Below are 18,435 nucleotides of genomic sequence, written 5' to 3'. Positions count from 1 at the left end.
AGGGGCGCCCCCTGCGCAAGGAGGCGCCCCTCATGTCGTACGCGCGGGACTCAGCCCATGAACTTCTTGAACTCGTCCGGCAGCTCGAAGTCCTGGCCGCCCTGCTGGCCCGGCAGACCGAAGGCGTTGCCGCCCTCCGCCGCGGCGGCGGCCCGGCGGGCGGCCTCCTCCAGCTCCTGCTGCTTGCGCTTCATCGGGTTGCCGGAGCGCTGCTTGCCCTTGGCCTTCTTCTGCTGCTTCTTCTGCCGGCCGGGGCCGCCGCCCATGCCCGGGATCCCCGGCATGCCCGGCATGCCGCCGCCCTGAGCCATACGGGACATCATCTTGCGGGCCTCGAAGAACCGCTCGACAAGCCCCTTCACTGCGCTGACGTCGACACCGGAACCCTTGGCGATGCGGGCGCGACGGGAGCCGTTGATGATCGTCGGGTCCTGGCGCTCGGCCGGGGTCATCGACTTGATGATCGCGCCGACGCGGTCGACGTCCCGCTCGTCCAGGTTGGCGATCTGGTCCTTGATCTGGCCCATGCCCGGGAGCATGCCGAGCAGCTTGCTGATGCTGCCCATCTTCCTGACCTGCTCCATCTGGGACAGGAAGTCGTCCAGGGTGAAGTCCTGGCCCTTCTTCGACGCCAGCTTCGAGGCCATCTTCTGGGCCTCTTCCTGGCTGAACGTCTTCTCCGCCTGCTCGATCAGGGTGAGCAGGTCACCCATGTCGAGGATGCGGGAGGCCATCCGGTCCGGGTGGAACGCGTCGAAGTCGTCCAGCTTCTCGCCGTTCGACGCGAACATGATCGGCTTGCCGGTGATCTGCCGGATGGACAGGGCCGCACCACCGCGGGCGTCACCGTCGAGCTTGGAGAGGACCACGCCGTCGAAGCCGACGCCGTCGCGGAAGGCCTCGGCGGTGTTGACGGCGTCCTGACCGATCATCGCGTCGACGACGAACAGGATCTCGTCCGGGGAGACGGCGTCGCGGATGTCGGCGGCCTGCTGCATCATCTCGGCGTCGATACCGAGGCGGCCGGCGGTGTCCACGATCACGATGTCGTGGACCTTGGACTTCGCGAAGTCGATGGAGTCCTTGGCGACCTTCACCGGGTCGCCGACGCCGTTGCCCGGCTCCGGCGCGTACACCGCGACGCCGGCGCGCTCGGCGACGACGCTCAGCTGGTTGACGGCGTTCGGGCGCTGGAGGTCGGCGGCGACCAGCAGCGGGGAGTGGCCCTGCTCCTTCAGCCACCGGCCGAGCTTGCCCGCGAGGGTGGTCTTACCGGCACCCTGGAGACCGGCCAGCATGATCACGGTGGGCGGCTGCTTGGCGAAGCGCAGACGCCGGGTCTCGCCGCCGAGGATGGTGACCAGTTCCTCGTTGACGATCTTGAGGACCTGCTGGGCGGGGTTCAGCGCCTTGGAGACCTCGGCACCGAGCGCACGCTCCTTGAGGTTCTTGATGAACGCGCGGACAACGGGGAGAGCGACGTCGGCTTCGAGAAGAGCGATGCGGATTTCCCGGGCCGTGGCGTCGATGTCCGCTTCACTCAGCCGGCCCTTCCCGCGGAGGTTTTTGAAAGTCGCGCTGAGGCGGTCGGAGAGAGTATCGAACACGGCGGCTTCGGTCCTCGGTGTCGGGGGCGGTCTGAGCGTCTTCCAGGGTATCTGGCCCGACAAGGGGACGGCCCCCGCCCGCCCGTATCGGCGGGTGGGGCGTCTCCCCCGCGGCTGCGGGGATCACACGTCCGTGCCGGCCCCGGAGAGACGCCCCGGACCGCCTCCGCTCTGCGGAGACCACGCCCGGTCAACGGCGACGACCCGCCCGAGGTCACGTCCGCAGCGTCTCCTCCAGCACCCCCGCCAGTGATCCGGCGTCCTCCGCCGGCAGCGGCGCGCCCGTGCCCGTCGTGACGTAGAACGCGTCCACGGCGTTCGCGCCCAGCGTCGACACGTGCATGCTGCGGACCCGCACGCCCGCCTTCTCCAGGGCCATGCCGATGCGGTGGAGGAGGCCCGGGGCGTCCTGGGTGCGGACCTCGATGACCGTGGCGTGGTGGGAGGCGGCCGGGGCGACCGTGACGCGGGGCGGCGGGGCGGTCCAGCCGCGGCGGCGCGGGTAGGCCGCGTCGCGTTCGGCCAGGCGGCCGGCGATGTCGAGGCTGCCGTCCAGGGCGCGGACCAGGTCGCTGCGGAGCCGGGCCGCCTGGGGCAGGGAGCCGTACTCGGCGGCGACCCGCCAGTTGAGCAGGAGGACCGCGCCCTCGTCGTCCACGTCGTCCGGCAGCGTGACGGCGCGCAGTTCCGCCGTGCGCACGGTCAGGCGGTGCACCGCGAGGACGCCGGCGACGGCGGGGAGGACGCCGGGCTGGTCGGGTACGGCGATGAGGAGTTCGACACCCAGGGGTTCCGGGTCGCCGGACGGCTCCTCGGTGACCGGTTCGGTCTGGGCGCGCAGGGCGAGGACCGGGCCGCCGGTGCGGAAGGCCTCGATGGCGAGGCGTTCCTGCTCGGCGGTGGGCGCGGCCGGCTCGGGCTCGTCGGGGGCGCCCCCGGCGAGCACGGCGGAGACGCGTCGTACGAGGTCGGCGACGAGGGAGCCGCGCCAGGACGACCAGGCGGCCGGGCCGGTGGCGAGGGCGTCGGCCTCGGTGAGGGCGTGCAGCAGTTCGAGGGTGCTCTGGCTGCCGACCGCCTCCGCGACGAAGCGGACGGTGGCAGGGTCGTCCAGGTCACGGCGGGTGGCCGTCTCGATGAGCAGCAGGTGGTGGCGGACCAGCAGGGAGAGCACGGCCACGTCCGCCCGGTCGAAGCCGATGCGCGCGGCGACGTCCTTGGCGATGATCTCGCCGGCCACCGAGTGGTCGCCGGGCCAGCCCTTGCCGATGTCGTGCAGCAGGGCGGCGACCAGGAGCAGGTCGGGGCGGCTGACCCGGCGGGTGAGTTCGGAGGCGCGGACGGCGGTCTCGATGAGGTGCCGGTCGACCGTCCAGACGTGGACGGCGTTGCGCTGGGGGCGGCAGCGGACCCGTTCCCAGTCGGGGAGCAGGCGGGTGATCAGGCCCTCGGCCTCCAGGGCCTCCCAGACCTCGACCGTGGGGCGGCCGGAGCCGAGCAGGGTGACGAGCTGTTCGCGGGCCTCGGCGGGCCAGGGCGTGGGCAGGGGGCGCGCGGTGGCGGCCATGCGCCGTACGGCGTGCAGGGAGAGCGGGAGGCCGGCCTGGGCGGCGGCGGCCGCGGCGCGCAGCGGGAGTACGGGGTCGCGTTCGGGGCGTGCGGCGCGGGCGAGCACCACCTCGCCGTCCTGTTCGACCACGCCCTCGGCGAGCGGAGAGCGCTCGGTGACCGGCTTGCCGCCGCCCAGCATGGCGCGCAGGCGCGGCCGGACGGCGCGCGAGCGCAGGACGCGCCCCACTTCGCGCCAGGTGACGTCACTGGCGTACGCGATCACGCGTGCCGCTTCGTAGACCTGCCGGAGCAGGGTGTCGGCGTCGAGCAGGTCCAGCTCGGCGGCGACCTGGTCCTGTTCCTGCAGGGCGAGCCGGTCGGTGGCGCGGCCGGTGGCGAGGTGCAGGGCGTCCCGTACGTCGAGCAGGCGGCGGCGGGCGTCGGCCAGGCCCTCGCGCGGGGCGTCGGCGAGCCAGGAGGCGGCGACGGCGCGCAGGGCGGTGGCGTCGCGGAGGCCGCCGCGGGCCTCCTTGAGGTCGGGTTCCAGCAGGTACTGCAGCTCGCCCTGGCGTGCGGCGCGTTCGGCGCACAGTTCCTGGAGTTCGGGGAGGCGTTTGGGGGCCTGGTTGCGCCAGTCGGCGAGGGCGGCGGTGCGCAGGGCGGCGGTGAGCCCGGCGTCGCCGGCGAGGTGGCGGGCGTCCAGCAGGCCGAGGTGGACCTTGAGGTCCTCGCCGGCCGTCTTGCGGGCCTCGGCCGGGGTGCGCACGGAGTGGTCGAGGGAGAGGCCGAGGTCCCAGACGGGGTACCAGATCCGGTCGGCGAGGGCGGCGACGGCGGCGGGGTCGGAGCCGTCGTGCAGCAGGACGAGGTCGAGGTCGCTGCGCGGGGAGAGTTCCCCGCGGCCGTAGCCGCCGACGGCGACGAGCGAGACGCCGGGCAGCCCGCCTGCCGCCGCGCCGAACAGTCCGGCGAGCCAGTCGTCGGTCAGTTCGGACAGGGCGGTACGGCGCGGCGGCCCGGACCGCGCCCCCTCGGTGAGGAGGCGCAGCCGGGCCGCCGCGTAGCCGCCGGGTCCCGAGTCTTCCGTCTCTTTGCGCACATCCGTACCCGTCACCCGGCGACTCCTGTTCTGTTTCCCCGGACTTTCCCCTGACTCGAATTCTGCTGCGTCAGAGCGCGTCCGGCCCCCGCTCGCCCGTGCGGACCCGTACGGCGGTCTCGACGGGCAGGGACCAGACCTTGCCGTCCCCGATCTTGCCGGTGCGGGCCGCCTTGACGACGACCTCGATCAGCTGCTCGGCGTCGTCGTCCTCGGCCAGCACCTCGATGCGGATCTTGGGGACGAGGTCGACGGTGTACTCGGCACCACGGTAGACCTCGGTGTGGCCGCGCTGCCGGCCGTAGCCGCTGGCCTCGGTGACCGTGAGGCCGTGGACGCCGAAGGCCTGGAGGGCTTCCTTGATCTCGTCGAGCCGGTGGGGCTTCACGACGGCGGTGATGAGCTTCATGCGTCCACCTTCTTGTTCTGCGCGGTGGCGGCCAGGGCCGGGGCGGCGAGGGACCCGGTGACGCCGCCGCCGGCGCCGCTGAAGTCGTATGCGGTCTCGGCGTGCTCGGCCTGGTCGATGCCGGAGACCTCCTCGTCCTCGGTGACCCGCATGCCGAGGGTCTTGTCGAGGAGGAAGGCGAGGACGGCGGAGACGATCAGGGAGTAGGCGAGGACCGCGAAGACACCGGCGCACTGCTTCCACAGCTGGGTGAAGGTGTGGTCGCCGTAGAAGACGCCCGCGGCGGTGGACTGGCCCTTGCCGGTGGCGAAGAAGCCGATCAGCAGGGAGCCGATGATGCCGCCGACCATGTGGACACCGACGACGTCGAGGGAGTCGTCGTAGCCCCACTTGAACTTCAGGCCGACGGCCGCGGCGCAGGCGACACCGGCGATGGCGCCGACGGCGATCGCGCCGAGCGGGGAGACCGCGCCGCCGGACGGGGTGATGGCGACCAGGCCGGCGACGGCGCCGGAGGCGGCGCCGAGCGTGGTGAACGCGCCGTGCCGGATCTTCTCGTAGGCGAGCCAGGCCAGCATGGCGGCGGCGGTGGCGACCTGGGTGTTGACGAACATCAGCGCGCCGATGCCGTCGTCGTTGCCGAGCCAGGAGCCGGCGTTGAAGCCGAACCAGCCGAACCAGAGCAGACCGGCGCCGAGCATGACCAGCGGGAGGCTGTGCGGGCGCATGGGGTCCCGCTTGAAGCCGACGCGCTTGCCGATGACGAGGATGACACCGAGCGCCGCCGCACCGGCGTTGATGTGGACCGCCGTACCGCCGGCGAAGTCGATCACGCCGAGCTTGTAGGCCCAGCCGTCGGCGCCCCAGACCCAGTGGGCGACCGGGACGTAGACGATCGTGACCCACAGGGCGACGAAGAGCGCCCAGGCGGAGAACTTGACCCGGTCGGCGAGGGCGCCGCTTATCAGGGCCGGTGTGATGATCGCGAACATCAGCTGGAAGACCATGAAGACGAAGACCGGGATGGTGTAGCCGTCCCAGAGTTCGGTGAGGCCGATGTTGCTGAGGCCGATCCAGTCGGCGTTCCAGCCGAGGAGGCTGCTGCCGGTGCCGAAGGCGAAGGAGAAGCCGTAGAGCACCCACAGGATGGTGACGATCCCGAGGCTGATGAAGCTCATCATCAGCATGTTCAAGGTGCTCTTGACGCGGACCATGCCTCCGTAGAAGAAGGCCAGTCCCGGGGTCATGAGCATCACCAGGGCGGAACAGATGAGCATGAAGCCTGTGTTGGCGGACGACAGTTTCGTGTCCGCCGCAAGCATGATGGCTGGTGCCATCGGCGTCTCCTCGTCGGTTGGTACGGCCCCGTGCGGGCGGTGCCTGAGCGGTCCGGTCGGTTGAGGGGTGGGCCGGTTATGCGCCATGAGATTGGCGCAGCGCGGTTTCGGTGGAAGCCCCTCGTTGTTTCGCCGGGGTGACGAAGGCGCCCTGCGTGTTACGCCTCGATGAAGTGCGAGATGCCGGGCCGCGCGATCGTTATCGTGGCGCAACCTTCCGGGGAAGGCGGCTCACGCGGACACGAACCGGCCGCGGCGGGCCTTCCGATGACCTGGCATGGGGGAGCCGAGTCGGGCAGTTCGGGAGGACCGGCCGCGGCCGGGGACCGGGGGTCGCGGTGTCAGACGGCTTCGGCGGTCTCCGGCAGGTCGACGGCGAGCTGCTCGGAGAGGTCGACCACGGCGGCGAGGTCGCCGTAGTCCCGTACGGCCGTGTCGACCGTCTTTCGGATACGAGTGTTCACACGCTCGGAGCGGACCTTCTTGGCGATCTCCATGGCGCGCGCGGCATACGTCGTGCTCTGCTCGGGCTCGCGCTGGAGCAGGTGCACGGTGGCCATGCCGATGAGGTTGAGGGCGTACGACCGCTGGTGCTCGGCGTCCTCGGCGAACTTCTCCACCGCCTTGCGCATCAGCGGCTCGGCCAGGGAGGCGTAGGTGGGGCTGCGGCCGGCGACGTAGGCGAGGTCGCGGTAGGAGTGGGAGTTCTCGCCGTACAGCTCGGCCTCGGAGAAGAAGCGGATCCAGTCGGGGTCCGGCTCGTCCCACTCGCCGGCCTCGGCGAAGGTGTCCTCGGCCATGCGGACGGCGCGCTTGGTCTTGCCGGGCTGGCCCATGTTGGCGTAGGCGCGGGCCTCCATCGCATACAGCATGGCCTGGGTGCGCGGGCTCGCGCAGTCACGGCTGCCGTACTGGGCGAGGTGGATCAGCTCCAGGGCGTCCTCGGGCCGGCCCAGGTGGATCATCTGGCGGCTCATGCTGGAGAGGATGTAGGAGCCGAGCGGCTTGTCGCCGGCTTCCTTGGCGGCGTGCAGGGCGAGCACGAAGTACTTCTGCGCGGTGGGCTGGAGGCCGACGTCGTAACTCATCCAGCCGGCCAGTTCGGCCAGCTCGGCGGCGACCTGGAACAGCTTGCGGGTGGTGGACTCGGGCTGGGGTTCCTGGAGCAGGTCGGTGACCTCGTGCAGCTGGCCGACGACCGCCTTGCGGCGCAGGCCGCCGCCGCACTGGGCGTCCCACTGGCGGAACATGCGCGTGGTGGACTCCAGCAGGTCCAGCTCGGGTCGGGAGAGCCGGCCCGGCCGGCGGGAGTCGAAGGCGGGCTGGGGCTCGGGCGGGACCGGGGAGGCCTGGGTGGGCACGAGCCAGCGCTGCATGGGCTCGATGAGGGAGGGGCCGGCGGACAGGGCGAGCGAGGTGCCGAGGAAACCGCGCCGGGCGAGCATCAGGTCGCTGCGCGAGAACTCCCCGAGCAGGGCGACCGTCTGCGGCGCCGTCCAGGGCAGGTCGACCCCGGAGGCGGCGGGCGACTGGCGGGCGGCGCGCAGGCCGAGGTCCTCGATGGAGACCACGCAGCCGAAGCGCTCGGAGAACAGCTCGGAGAGGATGCGCGGGATCGGTTCGCGCGGGTTCTCCCCGTCCAGCCAGCGGCGCACCCGCGAGGTGTCGGTGGAGATGTGGTTGGCACCCAACTGGCGGGCCCTGCGGTTCACTTGCCGGGCCAGCTCGCCCTTGGACCAGCCGCTGCGCACGAACCACGAGCCGAGCAGCTCGTTGGGGCGCTTGTCAGCGTTCGTCCCGCTACCGCCGTTGCCGCCCACTGGAACGCCCCCAAACCCTGAGACCACTTGTCGCCCGATGCGCCAAGCCCTATCAGAATGCCGGTAAATACGGCTCCCCGTCCGTCGGTTCTCACCCTTCGAACGAGTTGACGACTTGCCTCCGGCATACCCGCAGGGGCATGTGCCCCCAGGGCTCGCACACTCACAGTAATCCTACGATCACCCGTCCAGCCACGGGGATCCCTGAAACGCCACCATTCGCCACCCCTTCGAATGAACTCACGGTTGCCTGCGCGCGATTCACTTGACACAGCACGGCCGGAAGTGGGCGGAGTGACGCACTCGGGGGCGCATATCCCCCGGCGTGCCACCGGTTGCGCTTCCAGGCGCCGCCTTGTCCCCGCGCCACCGCGGGAAGGCGGAGCCGTAGCGTTACGTTCCGCTTCCGTCTCGCTCCGTGTCGTAACCACCGGCGCGCTGGACCCGTTGGAGGGGGCATGGGCTTCACGATCGGCGGCATCCGCGAGATCCGTTCCGGCACGCGGCGGCGCGGCCGTTCCGCGGACTGCACCGCCGTCGCCGAGTTCACCGGACTGTGGGGCTGGGACGTGGTGCCGGGGGCGCGGGCCGCCGGGGGTGCCTGTTCCTGCGGGCGGTCCGACTGCGCGGCACCCGGCGCGCACCCGCTGGAGTTCGCGCCGCCGGTGCCGGCCGGGGCCACGCTGGACGAGGTGACCAAGGCCTGGTCCGAGGTCCCGGGCGCCTCGGTGATGCTGCCGGTGGGGCAGGCCTTCGACGTCATCGAGGTCTCGGAGCCGGCCGGCCGCCGCGCCCTGGTCCGGCTGGAGCGCATGGGCCTCCCCCTCGGCCCGGTGACCGCCACCCCGGACGGCCGCGCCCACTTCTTCGTCGCGCCCGGCGCCGCCGCCGACCTGCCCCGGCTGCTCTACCGCATGGGCTGGGACGACCCGGCCGCGCTGGACCTGCGCGGCCTCGGCCCCGGCGCGTACATCACCGCGCCGCCCTCCGACCGGGGCGGCCTGGGCCCGGTGCGCTGGCTGCGCCCGCCCGCGCTGGACTCGGCGACGAGGCCTCCGGCGGCCCGGCTGCTGCTGGGCACGCTGGCGTACGTGGCACACCGGTCGCGGGCCTAACCGGGGCCGGACACGACGAAGCTCCCGTCCCCGACTGCACCTCGGGGGCGGGAGCTTTCCATCGGTTCACCCAGGAACGTTGCCAGGTGGTCAGTCACCGATCAGGGCGTCCACGAACGCCTCCGGCTCGAACGGCGCGAGGTCGTCCGCGCCCTCGCCGAGCCCGATCAGCTTGACCGGCACGCCCAGCTCGCGCTGGACCGCGACGACGATGCCGCCCTTGGCCGTACCGTCCAGCTTGGTCAGCACGATGCCGGTGATGTCCACGACCTCGGCGAACACACGGGCCTGCACCAGGCCGTTCTGGCCGGTGGTGGCGTCCAGGACGAGCAGCACCTCGTCCAGCGGGGCGTGCTTCTCCACGACCCGCTTGACCTTGCCGAGCTCGTCCATGAGCCCGGTCTTGGTATGAAGCCGGCCCGCGGTGTCGATGAGCACCACGTCGACGCCCATCTCCTTGCCTTCCTTGACCGCGTCGAAGGCGACGGAGGCGGGGTCGCCGGCCTCCGGTCCGCGCACGGTGTAGGCACCGACGCGCTCGCCCCAGGTCTGGAGCTGGTCGGCGGCGGCGGCCCGGAAGGTGTCGGCGGCACCGAGGACGACCGTACGGCCGTCGGCGACGAGCACGCGGGCGAGCTTGCCGGTGGTGGTGGTCTTGCCGGTGCCGTTGACGCCGACGACCATGACGATGCCGGGCTTGCGGTCCTCCGGCTCCGTCCTCACCGTGCGGTCGACTTCGGTGCCGACCAGCTTGAGCAGCTCTTCGCGCAGCAGGCCGCGCAGCTCCTCGGGGGTGCGGGTGCCGAGCACCTTGACGCGTTCGCGCAGGCGCTCGACCAGTTCCTGGGTGGGCTGCACGCCGACGTCGGCGGTGAGCAGCGTGTCCTCGATCTCCTCCCAGGTGTCCTCGTCCAGGTGCTCGCGGGAGAGCAGCGTGAGGAGGCCCTTGCCGAGGGCGTTCTGCGAGCGGGACAGGCGGGTGCGCAGCCGGACGAGCCGGCCCGCGGTGGGCTCCGGGACCTCGATCCCGGGAACCTCGACAACAGGGGGCTCCTCTACGACGACCGGTGCGGGGCCGCCGGGAAGATCCACCTCCTCGATCGTCCGGCGCGGTTCGTCGCGCGGCGTCTCGGCCTCGTCGCCGACGTGCGGCTCGGCCGGGGGCGCGGTGATGTCGGGCGTCTTCGGGGGCGGCGGGGGCAGCGGCTTCCGGCGCCGGCTGCCCACGATCAGCCCGCCGAGCGCGCCGAGCACGACCACGGCGATGACTACAGCAAGGATGACGGTTTCCATAACCCGACCAGTATCGGCCATGGGGTTCGCCAGAGTCCCGTTTGTGCCTTCCTCCGAGAGACAAAGGCCACGTAATACGAGGACTCGGAGCAAACTACGATGGTGGCGACTCTATCCACGCGCGTAGAGTCCCCACGTCACCCTGTCCCCCCACGTCTGGCACCTCTTTCATGAGCAAGACCGTCGAGACCGAAGGCGCTCTCGAGACCCGCGGCATCGAACAGGTCCCCGACCACGAGCGCACCGCGAGGACCCGGGAGCTGTTCCCCACCTGGGTCGGCGCGAACATCAGCGTGCTGCTGCTGACCATGGGCGCGAGCCTGGTCGTGGCGTACCACCTGAACATCTGGCAGGCGCTGGTCGTCGCGGTGGCGGCGCCGATCGTGTCGTACGGCCTGGTCGGTCTGATCGGCATCGCGGGCAAGCGGGGCGGCGCGCCCGGCATGGCCCTGTCGCGGGCGGTCTTCGGACAGCGCGGCAATCTGCTGCCCGGATCGCTGATCTGGGTCGCGCGCTGGGGCTGGGAGACGATCAACGCGGTGACCGGCGCCTACGCGATGCTCACCATCCTGGACATCCTGTTCGGCCTGAAGGCCAACAGCGTGCTGGACATGGTGGTGCTGCTGGTCTTCGTCGTCGCGACCTTCGCGATCTCCGGGCTCGGCATCAACGCCGTGCAGAAGTGCAACAAGTACGCCACCTACCTCTTCGGCGTCTTCTCGGTGCTGGTGCTGGGATACCTGGTGGCGAACACCGACTGGCCGAAGGTGCTGGACCACAGCGCGGGATCCACGGCCGCGGTGATCACCGGCATCGGCATGATCGCGGCGGGCGGCGTCAGCTGGATCCCGTCCGCCCCCGACTTCACCCGCTACCTGCCGCGCACGGCCTCCTCCAAGGCGATCGTGGGTACGGCGGTGGGCGGCGCCGGTGTCGTCGTGCTGCCCATGGTCCTCATGGGCGCGGTGATGGCGGTGGCGACGCCGGACCTGGCCTCCGCGAGCGACCCGGTGTCCTTCCTGGGCGAGATCCTGCCGACCTGGATCGCCGTGCCGTACCTGTTCATCGCGCTGATCGGCATGCTGCTGATCAACTCGATGTCGATGTACTCGGCGGGCTTCACCGCGCAGACGCTCGGCTTCAAGGTGCCGCGGCACTGGGCGGTCTCGGTCAACGCCGTGATCTCGCTGATCTTCGGTGGGGTGCTGATGCTGGTGGCGACGAGCTTCATGGGCTCGTTCATCGCCTTCCTGTCGCTGCTGGCGGTCGCGTTCTCCGCCTGGGTCGGCGTGTTCGGCGCGGACATGCTGCGCCGCACCGAGTACGACGGCCGGGCCATGGCCGACACCACCCGCACCAGCGCCTACTGGTACCGGGGCGGTTTCTCCCCAGCGGCCGTGGCCGCCTGGGCGACCGGCCTGGTGTCGGGCCTGCTGTTCACCACCTCGGACTGGTTCACCGGCCCGCTGGCGACCAACAACGTCATCGGCGAGTACGGCCTCGGCTGGGTCGCGACCATCGTGGTCTCGGGCGTGCTCTACCTGGTCCTGCCGAAGCCGGCGGTGGCCCGCCCGGCCGGGACGACCGAGCCGGCCGGGGAGCGCGAGACCGCCGGCGTGTGAGGCGCCTCAGCCGGGCGCGCCGCTCCCGCACCCTGCGGGCCCGCCGCTCCCTGCTGACAGGCCGCTCTTGTGCAGGGCGGCGCTCGCCCGGAAGCGCAGCCGGCCATACCGGTCCCGCTCGCGCTCGGCCCGCGGATCCGTGGGCACGGGTTCGGTCATCCCGCGAGCCTGCCTCCCCGCCCATGGCGATCTGACGTACCGTCAGCTAAGGTCCCCCTCCATCGCAGCGCACCGGAGGGGGACCTTCCCATGCCCGTCACGGTCGTACGTTTCAACCTCGTCGCTCCCGGCGCCGGTCCCGCCGCCCTCTCCGCCCGCTACCGGGCCGCCCTGGAGATGGCCGCGTACGCCGACGAGCACGGGATCACCACCGTGCAGACCGAGGAGCACCACGGCGCGGAGAACAATTGGCTGCCGTCGCCGTTCACCTTCGCGGGCGCGGTGTTCGGGGCGACCCGCCGGATCGCGGTGACCGTGTCGGCGGTGATCGGCCCGCTGCACGACCCGCTGCGGCTGGCCGAGGACATCGCCGTGCTGGATCTGCTGAGCGGCGGGCGGCTGGTGACCGTGGCGGGCATCGGTTACCGGCCCGCGGAGTACGGCCTGTTCGGTGTGGACTGGCAGCGCCGGGGCCGGCTCCAGGACGAGCTGCTGGAGACGCTGCTGGCGGCGTGGACCGGCGAGGAGTTCGCCTACCGGGGCCGCAGGGTACGGCTCACCCCGCGCCCGTACACCGATCCGCATCCGCTGCTGCTGGTCGGCGGCTCCTCGAGGGCCGCCGCCCGCCGGGCCGCCCGGCTGGGCCTGCCGTTCTTCCCGAGCGCGCACCTGCCGGAGCTGGAGGCGTACTACAAGGAGCAGCTCGCCGAGTACGGCACCGAGGGCTGGACGATGATGCCGGCCGCCGAGACCCCGCTGCTCCACCTCGCCGAGGATCCGGACCGGGCGTGGGCCGAGTACGGCGGGCACTTCCTGCACGAGGCCCGGACCTACGCCTCCTGGCAGTCGGCCGGAATCCGCTCGGCGGTGCGGTCCGGCGCCACGACCGTGGCGGAGCTGCGCGCCGAGGGCGTGTACCGGATCGTCACCCCGGAGCAGTGCGTGGCCCAGGGCCTGGACAGCCTGGTACTGCATCCGCTGGCGGGAGGGATGCCGGTGGAAGAGGGCTGGCGCAGCCTGAGGCTCTTCGCGGAACAGGTCCTTCCGGCCCTCTCGGGCTGAGCCGCGCGTGCGGCGGGCCGGCGCCCGTCTCCCCCGCCGCGGGCGCCGGCCGTACGACACCGCCGCCCCCGGTCCGGGCAGTGGCCGGGCCGGGGGCGGCGGACGGTACGAGGAGAGGGGCAGCGGGGACTTGGCCCTTCTCCCCGAGTGCGGGGGGCCTCGCTACGAGGCTCAGCCCATCTCCTCCAGCGACTTGCCCTTCGTCTCCTTGACGAACTTCAGGACGAACGGGACGGAGAGCGCGGCGAAGACGGTGTAGATCACGTAGGTGCCGGAGAGGTTCCAGTCGGCCAGCGACGGGAAGCTCGCGGTGATGGCCCAGTTGGCGATCCACTGCGCGGCGGCGGCCACGCCCAGGGCGGCGGCCCGGAGCCGGTTCGGGAACATCTCGCCGAGCATGACCCAGACGACCACACCCCAGGACAGGGCGAAGAAGAGGACGAACAGGTGGGCGGCGACCAGGGCGGTCCAGCCCTGGGTGCTCGGGAGCTTGCCGTCGACCAGGTGGTAGCTGAACGCCCAGGCCTCCAGCGCGAGGCCGACGGCCATGCCGACCGAGCCGATGAGCGCGAGCGGCTTGCGGCCGACGCGGTCCACGAAGATCATCGCGATCACGGTGCCGACGATGTTGATGATCGACGTCGTGAAGGAGTAGAAGAACGAGTCCGTCGGGTCGACACCGACCGACTGCCACAGCGTCGAGGAGTAGTAGAACGCGACGTTGATGCCGACGAACTGCTGGAAGACCGACAGGCCGATACCGACCCAGACGATCGGCTTGAAGAAGAAGCCACCGCCGAGCAGGTCGCGGAAGCTCGACTTGTGCTCGCTCTTCATGGCGAGCTCGATCTCGCTGACGCGGGCGTCCAGGTCGATGTCACCCTCGACCTCGGCGAGGATCTCGCGGGCGCGGTCCCGCTTGCCGACGGAGAGCAGGAAGCGCGGGGACTCGGGGATCGCGAAGGAGAGCAGGCCGTAGAGGACGGCCGGGACGACCATCACGCCGAGCATGACCTGCCAGGCCTCGATGCCCATCAGCTTGCCGCGCTGGTCGCCGCCGGCGGCGTTGAGCAGGCCCCAGTTGACCAGCTGGGAGATGGCGATGCCGACGACGATCGCGGCCTGCTGGAAGGAGCCGAGCCGGCCGCGGTAGGCGGGCGGGGCGACCTCGGCTATGTACGCCGGGCCGATCACGGAGGCCATGCCGATGGCGAAGCCGCCGACGATGCGCCAGAACGCGAGGTCCCACAGCGCGAAGGGCAGCGCGGAGCCGACGGCGCTGATCGTGAAGAGGACGGCGGCGATCTGCATGCACCGGATGCGGCCGATGCGGTCGGCGATGCGGCCCGCGGTGGCGGCGCCGATGGCACAGCCGATCAGGGCGATCGCGATGACCTGGGCCAGGGCGGCGGATCCGATGTCGTAACGGTCCCGGATGGCCTCGACGGCGCCGTTGATCACGGAGCTGTCGTAGCCGAAAAGGAAACCACCCATGGCGGCAGCCGCCGCGATGAAGATGACGTGCCCGAGATGTTCGGGGTGAGCCGTCCTGGCTCCTGACTGAGGTGCCTGCGCTGTGCTGGTCACGTGTTTCTCCTCGGGCCACGGCAACGCTGCCGTGTGGGGTGAGCCCTCTCAGGTGGCGACACCTGAAGGTAAAAGCAACGTTGCAGAGACTATGCCTTCAAGTTTCGAAGTCAATAGGTCAACGGCTGTGAGTTTTGAGATACGCCCGAGGGGATTGTGTTCACTTCTTGAACAGACAGTTACCGAAGTCGCTGGGAGATGACCTTCGACACACCATCGCCCTGCATGGAGACGCCGTACAGCGCGTCGGCGACCTCCATCGTGCGCTTCTGGTGCGTGATCACGATCAGCTGCGAGGCCTCCTGCAGCTCCTGCATGATCCGGATCAGCCGCTGCAGGTTGGTGTCGTCCAGCGCCGCCTCGACCTCGTCCATGACGTAGAAGGGGCTCGGCCGGGCCTTGAAGATCGACACCAGCAGCGCGACGGCCGTCAGGGAGCGCTCGCCGCCCGAGAGCAGGGAGAGCCGCTTGACCTTCTTGCCCGGCGGCCGCGCCTCGACGTCCACGCCCGTGGTGAGCATGTTGTCGGGGTCGGTCAGCACCAGGCGGCCCTCACCGCCCGGGAACAGCCGGCTGAAGACGCCCTCGAACTCGCGGGCGGTGTCCCGGTAGGCCTCGGTGAACACCTGCTCGACGCGCTCGTCGACCTCCTTGACCACCTGGAGCAGGTCCGCGCGGGTCTTCTTCAGGTCCTCCAGCTGCTCGCTCAGGAACTTGTGCCGCTCCTCCAGCGCCGCGAACTCCTCCAGCGCCAGCGGGTTGACCTTGCCCAGCTGCTGGTACGCCCGCTCGGCCGCCTTGAGCCGTTTCTCCTGCTCGGCGCGGACGAAGGGGCGCGGCTGGTTCCGCGGGTGCTCGGGGTCCTCGGGCAGCTGCTCGCCGTCGGCGGGGGGCGAGGGCGGCACGAGCTGGTGCGGACCGTACTCCGCCACCAGTCCCTCCGGTTCGACACCCAGCTCCTCCAGCGCCCTGGTCTCCAACTGCTCTATGCGCAGCCGCTTCTCGGCGCCGAGTACCTCGCCCCGGTGAACCGAATCCGTCAACTTGTCCAGTTCGGCCTTCAGTTCGCGGCCCGCCGTCCGGGCTGCGGCCAGCTCCTGCTCGCCCCGGGCCTTGGCGGCCTCGGCGGCGGAACGCTCCTGCCCGGCCCGGGCGAGGGAGACCTCGACGTGCGCGAGCAGCTGCCGGGCGCCGGAGGCGACGGCCTCCGCGACCGCCGCCTCGTGCCGCAGCCGGGCCCGCCGCTGCTCGGCACGCGCGCGTGCCTCGCGCTCCGCGCGGGCCGCCCGGTCGAGCGCGTCGGCGCGGCCGGCGAGCCCCTTGACCCGCTCCTCATGCGTACGGACCTGGAGGCGGGCCTCCATCTCGGTCTGCCGGGCGTTGGCGCCGTCGGCGGCGAGCCGGTCCCGCACCGAGGTGTCCGGCTCCTGCTCCACCGGCATCTCCTCGGCGACGGCCAGCCGCTCGGCCAGCTCCTCGGCCTCCTGAACGGCCTCTTCCAGCGCCTCCTGCGCGCGGGCCGCCGCCGCGGCCGACCGCTCGGCCTCCCCGGCGGCCCCCCGTGCCTGCCCGGCCAGCCGGCCGAGCTGCTGGGCCACGGCCGACTTCTCCCGGTCGGCGCCCCGCCGGCGCTCCGCGAGTTCTTCCACGAGCGCCGCTGCCTGCTTGCGGTGCCCGGCCGCGGCCTGCTGCTCCTCGGCCAGCTCGTGGCAGCGCACCTCCAGCTCGGCCAGCTCGGCGGCGGCCTCGTCCACGGAGGCCTGAACCTCCAGCAGGCTGGGCGCGCCGGCGGAGCCGCCGTGCGCGAAGTGGGCGCCGAGGAGGTCGCCCTCGGCGGTCACGGCGGTCAGCTCCGGATGGGCGTAGACCAGGGCCTCGGCGTCGTCCAGGGTGTCCACCACGACGATGCCGCGCAGCAGCCGGCGTACGGCGGGCATGAGGTCGGCGGGACCGCGGACGAGGTCGGCGGCGTAGCGGAGGGTGCCGGGTGGCCGGTGGTCCGCGGGTCCGTCGTGGCTGGTCGGGCAGGGGGCCTGCGCCGGGGCGCCGGACAGGAGAAGGGCTGCCCTGCCTCCGTCCTGTTTGCGCAGGAGGCTGATCGCCTCGGCCGCTGCCGCGGGGGTCGTCGCGGCGATGGCGTCCGCTGCTGTACCGAGGGCCGCGGCCAGGGGGATCTCGTAGCCCGGCGTGATGCTCAGCAGCTCCGCCGCCGGGCCCATGATCCCGGTGAGCCGGTCGCGGGCGCCCAGCAGTATGCCGGTGCCGTCCTTGCGCCTGAGCCCCAGCGCCAGTGTCTCGTGGCGGGCCTGGGTCGCGGCGCGCCGGCGTTCGGCCGCGGTGGCTGCCTCGCGGGCGGCGCTCAGGGCGGCCTCGGCCTCGGCGAGCTGCCGTTTCGCGGCCTCGTGCTGCTCGGCCAGGTCGGCGTCGCCGGCGTCGAGCCCGTCGACCTCGGCCTGCAGGGCCTCGTACTCCTCCTGGGCGCGGACCGCGCGTTCCCGGGCCTCGTCGCGGGCCGTGGCCAGCCGGTCGATCTCGGCCTGGGCGGAGGCGGCGCGCGAGCGGGCCGCGTTGACCTGCCCGGAGAGGCGGGCCAGCCCTTCGCGGCGGTCCGCGATGGCGCGGGCGACGTCCTTGAGCCGGCGCTCCTCGACCGCCAGCTCGCGCTCCAGTTCGGCGCGGTGGGCGACTGTGTCGTCCAGTGCGCGCTGGGCCGCCTCCAGGGCGGCCTCCAGCTCGGCCTCCTGCTCGCGGATGCGGGCGGCCTCGCGCTCCAGGTCCTCCGGGTCCCGGCCGCGCCGCTCCTCGGGCGGGGCGGAGGTGGCGCTCTTGACCCGGGCGTCGGCCAGCGAGACGGTGCCGCGCACCCGCTCGGCCAGCTGGGACAGCTCGTACCAGGTCTGCTGGGCGCGCTGGAGGCGCGGGGTGAGCCGGCGGACCTCGTCCTCCAGCAGGGCCTCGCGGTGCAGGGCCTTCTTCAGCTCCTGCTCGGCGGTCTCCTTGCGCTCCTTCAGGGCGGCTTCGTCGGCGATCTCGGCCCGGAGGGCTTCCCGCAGGCGGACGAGGTCGTCGGCGAGGAGGCGCAGGCGGGCGTCGCGGAGGTCGGCCTGGATGACGGCGGCCCGGCGGGCCACCGCCGCCTGGCGGCCCAGGGGCTTGAGCTGGCGGCGCAGCTCGTCGGTGAGGTCCTGCACGCGCGCGAGGTTGGCCTGCATCGCGTCCAGCTTCCGCAGCGCCTTCTCCTTGCGCTTGCGGTGCTTGAGGACGCCGGCCGCCTCCTCGATGAAGGCGCGGCGGCCCATGGGGTCGGCGTGCAGGACGGAGTCGAGCTGGCCCTGGCCGACGATGACGTGCATCTCGCGGCCGATGCCGGAGTCGGAGAGGAGTTCCTGGATGTCGAGCAGGCGGCAGGTGTCGCCGTTGATCTGGTACTCGCTGCCGCCGTTGCGGAACATGATCCGCGTGATGGTGACCTCGGCGTACTCGATGGGCAGCGCCCCGTCGGAGTTGTCGATGGTCAGGGACACCTCGGCGCGGCCCAGCGGCGGGCGGCCGGTGGTGCCGGCGAAGATGACGTCCTCCATCTTGCCGCCGCGCAGCGACTTGGCGCCCTGTTCGCCCATGACCCAGCTGAGCGCGTCCACGACGTTGGACTTGCCCGAGCCGTTCGGTCCGACGACGCATGTGATCCCTGGTTCGAACCGGAGCGTGGTCGCCGAGGCGAACGACTTGAAGCCGCGGAGGGTCAGGGCCTTGAGGTGCACGCCGCTGGACTCT

The 18,435-nt window shown here is 71.9% G+C and carries 12 protein-coding genes; 3 read left to right on the top strand and 9 right to left on the bottom strand.

The features are described 5' to 3' along the window. Positions 1–50: 50 nt before the first annotated feature. From ffh to ACIP4Y_RS30095, 5 genes are all read right to left on the bottom strand, one after another. Positions 51–1,607, bottom strand: coding sequence for a signal recognition particle protein (gene ffh / locus ACIP4Y_RS30115; RefSeq protein ID WP_358636349.1), 1,557 nt, complete (start codon positions 1,605–1,607; stop codon positions 51–53). Positions 1,608–1,821: 214 nt separating this feature from the next. Next, positions 1,822–4,272 (bottom strand): [protein-PII] uridylyltransferase, encoded by a 2,451-nt coding sequence (locus ACIP4Y_RS30110; protein WP_401398838.1) that lies wholly within the window; start codon positions 4,270–4,272, stop codon positions 1,822–1,824. A 55-nt stretch (positions 4,273–4,327) separates the two neighbouring features. Beyond that, positions 4,328–4,666, bottom strand: coding sequence for a P-II family nitrogen regulator (locus ACIP4Y_RS30105; RefSeq protein ID WP_039656487.1), 339 nt, complete (start codon positions 4,664–4,666; stop codon positions 4,328–4,330). After that, positions 4,663–6,003 carry an ammonium transporter gene (locus tag ACIP4Y_RS30100; RefSeq protein WP_358636344.1) on the bottom strand — a complete coding sequence of 447 codons (1,341 nt, stop codon included), beginning with the start codon at positions 6,001–6,003 and terminating at the stop codon, positions 4,663–4,665. The genes ACIP4Y_RS30105 and ACIP4Y_RS30100 overlap by 4 nt, the downstream gene beginning before the upstream one ends. 341 nt (positions 6,004–6,344) lie before the next feature. Beyond that, positions 6,345–7,823: a hypothetical protein gene (locus tag ACIP4Y_RS30095; protein WP_401398837.1), complete on the bottom strand. Its 1,479-nt coding sequence runs from the start codon at positions 7,821–7,823 to the stop codon at positions 6,345–6,347. A gap of 458 nt (positions 7,824–8,281) precedes the next feature. Between ACIP4Y_RS30095 and ACIP4Y_RS30090 the strand changes: the two genes are divergently transcribed. Further along, the gene (locus ACIP4Y_RS30090; protein ID WP_401398836.1) at positions 8,282–8,938 is read left to right on the top strand and encodes a bifunctional DNA primase/polymerase; all 657 of its coding nucleotides are present in this window, start codon (positions 8,282–8,284) and stop codon (positions 8,936–8,938) included. Between the two features lie 90 nt (positions 8,939–9,028). Here the strand turns inward: ACIP4Y_RS30090 and ftsY are convergent, their stop codons facing one another. After that, entirely contained in the window at positions 9,029–10,231 is a 1,203-nt protein-coding gene (gene ftsY, locus ACIP4Y_RS30085; protein WP_401398835.1) for a signal recognition particle-docking protein FtsY, read from the bottom strand. Positions 10,232–10,401: 170 nt separating this feature from the next. On the opposite strand from ftsY, the gene ACIP4Y_RS30080 reads away from it, so the two are divergent. Further along, entirely contained in the window at positions 10,402–11,853 is a 1,452-nt protein-coding gene (locus ACIP4Y_RS30080; protein WP_401398834.1) for a cytosine permease, read from the top strand. A 6-nt stretch (positions 11,854–11,859) separates the two neighbouring features. Here the strand turns inward: ACIP4Y_RS30080 and ACIP4Y_RS30075 are convergent, their stop codons facing one another. Next, positions 11,860–12,012 carry a hypothetical protein gene (locus ACIP4Y_RS30075; RefSeq protein WP_401398833.1) on the bottom strand — a complete coding sequence of 51 codons (153 nt, stop codon included), beginning with the start codon at positions 12,010–12,012 and terminating at the stop codon, positions 11,860–11,862. A 90-nt stretch (positions 12,013–12,102) separates the two neighbouring features. On the opposite strand from ACIP4Y_RS30075, the gene ACIP4Y_RS30070 reads away from it, so the two are divergent. Further along, a complete protein-coding gene (locus ACIP4Y_RS30070; protein ID WP_401398832.1) occupies positions 12,103–13,074 on the top strand; it encodes an LLM class flavin-dependent oxidoreductase in 972 nt (323 codons plus the stop codon). A gap of 171 nt (positions 13,075–13,245) precedes the next feature. On the opposite strand, the gene ACIP4Y_RS30065 is transcribed toward ACIP4Y_RS30070, so the two are convergent. Together ACIP4Y_RS30065 and smc are read right to left on the bottom strand one after the other, a co-directional pair. Then, positions 13,246–14,661, bottom strand: a complete 1,416-nt coding sequence (locus ACIP4Y_RS30065; protein WP_358636329.1) for a sugar porter family MFS transporter — start codon at positions 14,659–14,661, stop codon at positions 13,246–13,248. Positions 14,662–14,840: 179 nt separating this feature from the next. Then, positions 14,841–18,422 (bottom strand): chromosome segregation protein SMC, encoded by a 3,582-nt coding sequence (smc, locus tag ACIP4Y_RS30060; protein WP_401398831.1) that lies wholly within the window; start codon positions 18,420–18,422, stop codon positions 14,841–14,843. Positions 18,423–18,435: the final 13 nt, after the last annotated feature.

It is taken from the genome of Streptomyces sp. NPDC088810 (genome assembly GCF_044750305.1).
Classification (GTDB): domain Bacteria; phylum Actinomycetota; class Actinomycetes; order Streptomycetales; family Streptomycetaceae; genus Streptomyces.
The sequence above is the reverse complement of the archived record's forward strand: the minus strand, read 5'-3'. Positions and strand labels throughout refer to the sequence as shown.